At 72.4% G+C, this 3,650-nt stretch carries 4 protein-coding genes; 3 read left to right on the top strand and 1 reads right to left on the bottom strand.

What is annotated here, in order from left to right:
• The 3 genes from PROKR_RS00815 to PROKR_RS00805 form a co-directional block, all read left to right on the top strand.
• A partial coding sequence (locus PROKR_RS00815) for a putative PEP-binding protein (protein WP_036958876.1) occupies positions 1-580 on the top strand: 580 nt, incomplete at its 5' end.
• Between the two features lie 58 nt (positions 581-638).
• Positions 639-1,517, top strand: coding sequence for a sugar phosphate isomerase/epimerase family protein (locus tag PROKR_RS00810; RefSeq protein WP_051432562.1), 879 nt, complete (start codon positions 639-641; stop codon positions 1,515-1,517).
• Between the two features lie 311 nt (positions 1,518-1,828).
• Entirely contained in the window at positions 1,829-2,965 is a 1,137-nt protein-coding gene (locus tag PROKR_RS00805; RefSeq protein ID WP_036958875.1) for a magnesium and cobalt transport protein CorA, read from the top strand.
• Between the two features lie 26 nt (positions 2,966-2,991).
• Here the strand turns inward: PROKR_RS00805 and PROKR_RS00800 are convergent.
• Positions 2,992-3,650, bottom strand: a 659-nt coding sequence (locus PROKR_RS00800; protein WP_211239985.1) for an MFS transporter, incomplete at its 5' end; no start/stop codon positions are given.

Below are 3,650 nucleotides of genomic sequence, written 5' to 3'. Positions count from 1 at the left end.
GCTGGACCGGCAGCTCGGCGCGATCGCCCGGGCCGCCGCCGCCGAGACCGCCGAGGTCTGGGTGATGGCGCCGATGGTCTCCACCGTCGACGAGTCCCGGGACTTCGCGGCGGCGTGCGCGGCGCACGGCCTGGACACGCCGGGCATCATGATCGAGACCCCGGCCGCGGCTCTCCAGGCGCGGCACCTGCTGGCGGAGGTCTCGTTCGCGAGCCTGGGCACCAACGACCTCACGCAGTACACGATGGCGGCCGACCGGGACCTGGCCGGGGTCGCCGTCCTCTCGACGCCGTGGCAGCCCGCCGTGCTTGAGCTGGTCCGGGTGGCGAGCAAGGGCGGCGCGTTGCATGGTGCTCCGGTGGGGGTGTGCGGTGAGGCGGCGGCGGATCCGCTGCTCGCTCCCGTACTGGTCGGACTGGGCGTAACGTCTCTGTCCATGACCCCTCGTGCTCTGGCGGACGTCGCGGGTACTCTCGCGGCCGTGTCCCGCGACGAGTGCGTGGACCTGGCGCGGGCAGTCCTCGAGTGCTCGACCGCCGACGCCGCCCGCGACCTGGCGCGGGAACGTCTCCTCACCTGAACCCCATCTGAACCTCCAGGTCACATCACAGTCACGTAGGCGCTCTAAGGTGGCCCGCATGCCCGAACCGATCAGGACCGAACCGCAGGAGCCCGACGAACCCGACGTCCACGTCACGCTCTCGACGGCCTCGGTCTTCCCGCGCCGTGTCCCGCTCGCGTTCGAGTCCGCGGCCGAGCTCGGCTACGACGGCATCGAGGTGATGATCTGGTCCGAGGAGGTCACCCAGAACCCCCGGGCGCTGGCGAAGCTCGCCGCCGACAACGGGGTGCCTGTGCGTTCGGTGCACGCGCCGACCCTGCTGGTGAGCCAGCGGGTCTGGGGCCGGTCCCCGGTCGCGAAGCTGGAGCGGACGACGGAGATGGCCCTCGAGCTCGGCGCCGGCACCGTGGTGGTGCACCCGCCGTTCCGCTGGCAGTACAAGTACGCGCGCCAGTTCCAGGACCAGGTGCGGCAGCTCAGCGAGTCGACCGGCGTGACGATCGCGGTCGAGAACATGTACCCGTGGCGCGGTGGACGGCGTGAGTTCCAGGCCTATCTGCCGGGTTGGGACCCGGCGGAGCACGACTACGACGCCGTGACCCTCGACCTGTCGCACGCGAGCGTGGCGCAGCAGGACGCGCTCACCCTGCTGCACACGTTCGGCGACCGGTTGCGGCACGTGCACCTCGCCGACGGCAACCACGGCGCGCGGGACGAGCACCTGGTGCCCGGACGCGGCAAGATGCACGCGGAGAAGGTGCTCCAGGAGCTGGTCGCGCGCCGCTGGAGCGGCGACGTCTGCGTGGAGATCTCGACGCGCGCGGCCCGCAGCGCGGCCGAGCGGCACGACGACCTGGCGGCCTCGCTGCAGTTCGCGCGGGCCTACCTGTCGCCCACGCCGCACGAGTTCCACACCCCGCCCGGGGTGCACCACCGGCCCCACGACGCCTGGTGACCCGATCTGTGACGTTGCTCTCGAACTGTTTCGATCCTGAGGGGTGACGGGGCTAGACTTGGCCCCGGTAGAGCATGACCTGGTGCGGCGGACCGCCGCAGGACGAAGGAGGTGGCGCGCATGACCCGTAGCGAGCCTCCGAGTAGTCCGAACCGCAGCTGAGCTGACGGTTCCCCTGCCCGCGTGTCCGCGGGCTCTCGCGCACCGGTGCGCTCCGCCCCCTGTCGGGGCGTGAGGTCCACCGGTCGCCCGGCCGTCCCTGTTGCGGTGTTCGCAGTCCTTTTCCTGCGCTCGACCCCAGGAGTTCTCCCATGGCCACGTTCCTGCCCTCCCGTCCTGCCCGCCCGCTGCTGGGCGCGCTGCGCCAGCGCCGCACCGTCGGCGCCGTGCCCGACGTCGCACCCGGTCCCGTCGCGCCAGCGCCCCGTTCGGCCGTGGTCGCCGCCGCGATCTACGACGACGGCGTCCGCACCGCCCGCTACGACAACCTCGCCGAGACGTTCAGCGCGCTGCGCTCGCGCCCGGGCGGAATGGCCTGGATCGGGCTGGAGCGGCCCGAGGAGAGCGAGCTGACGTCGCTCGCGCGCGAGTTCGACCTGCACCCGCTCGCCATCGAGGACGCCATCCAGGCACACCAGCGCCCCAAGATCGAGCGCTACGGCGACACCCTGTTCGTGGTGCTGCGCGCCGCCCGCTACCTGGACGACGCCGAGGAGGTCGAGTTCGGCGAGCTGCACGTCTTCGTCGGCCCCGACTTCGTGGTGACCGTGCGCCACGGTGCCTCGCCCGACCTGGCCGCGGTGCGGGCCCGGCTTGAGTCGGACCGCGAGATGCTCGCGCGCGGCCCCGAGGCCGTGCTGTACGCGATCCTCGACAGCGTCGTGGACGGCTACGCGCCGGTCGTGGCTGGGCTGGACCACGACATCGACGAGATCGAGTCCGACGTCTGGGGCGGCGCCCCCGACGTCTCGCGACGCATCTACGAGCTGTCCCGCGAGGTCATCGACTTCCAGCGCGCGGTCCGGCCGGAGCAGGCCCTGTGCGGCTCGCTCGCCAAGGGCGCCGACAAGTACGGCGTGGACCCCGAGCTGCAGGCCTACCTGCGCGACGTCGCTGACCACCTCACCGAGGCCGCCGACCGCATCGAGGTCTTCCGCGCCGCGCTGCGCGACATCCTCACCGTCGCCGCGACGCTGGTCGCGCAGCGGCAGAACGAGGAGATGAAGCACCTCTCCGAGGTCAGCATCCGGCAGGGCGAGGAGGTCAAGAAGATCTCGGGCTGGGCGGCCATCCTGTTCGCCCCGACGCTCGTCGGCACGGTCTACGGCATGAACTTCGAGATCATGCCGGAGCTCGACTGGGCGTACGGCTACCCGGTCGCTCTCGTGGCGATGCTGGCCGTGAGCGTGGGCCTGTTCGGCGTCTTCCGCTGGAAGCGCTGGATCTGACCCGTACCCCCGGCCGGGGTCCCGGCCTACGCGGGGTCCGGCGTCCCCGGGTCCAGCGACTCCGGGTCGGGCAGCGTGGCGATGTACCTGTGCCCGGCGACGGCGACAAGCAGGCCTGCCGTGGCCCCGACCAGCAGCGGCGTGCTGTAGCCGGTGCGGGCCAGGAGACCCCCGGCCAGCGAGCCGATCGGCATCGCGCCCCACAGGGCGGTGCGCCAGGTGCCGTGCACCCGGCCGAGCAGGTGGTTCGGTACCGCGGCCTGGCGCAGCGACATGACCAGCACGTTCCACGTCGTCGTGCAGCCGAACGACACGAAGATCGCCACCGCGCCCACCCAGACCAGGGGGAACGCGCCGGCGAGGAACCAGGCCCCGAGGCCCACGGCGTTCGCGACCGCCATCACGGGTCCCGTCCCGAAGCGCGCCTTGAGCCGGCTCGTGGTGGCCGCCGCGGTCAGGGCGCCCAGGGCGCCGGCCAGCATGAAGGTGCCGTACCAGGCCTCGGGCACGTCCAGCCGATCCAGGACGAACAGCACCAGCGTGGACGTGATGGCGGCGTGGCAGATGCCGATCAGCACGCTCACGATCCACAGCGGGCGGAGCATCGGGTTGGCCCAGATGAACCGAAACCCCGCGACGAGCTCGGCCCGCCAGCCGGCGGCGGGCGGGGCGCCTCGGCCCGGCT

It is taken from the genome of Promicromonospora kroppenstedtii DSM 19349, assembly GCF_000515355.1.
Taxonomy (GTDB): domain Bacteria; phylum Actinomycetota; class Actinomycetes; order Actinomycetales; family Cellulomonadaceae; genus Promicromonospora; species Promicromonospora kroppenstedtii.
Note: the sequence above shows the minus strand (reverse complement) of the source record. Positions and strands in the feature narration are given on the sequence as shown.

Excerpts from the sequence above, each read along its gene's own strand:
- PROKR_RS00810 (WP_051432562.1), top strand. The coding sequence starts at position 639 with ATGCCCGAACCGATCAGGACCGAACCGCAGGAGCCCGACGAACCCGAC.
- PROKR_RS00805 (WP_036958875.1), top strand. The coding sequence starts at position 1,829 with ATGGCCACGTTCCTGCCCTCCCGTCCTGCCCGCCCGCTGCTGGGCGCG.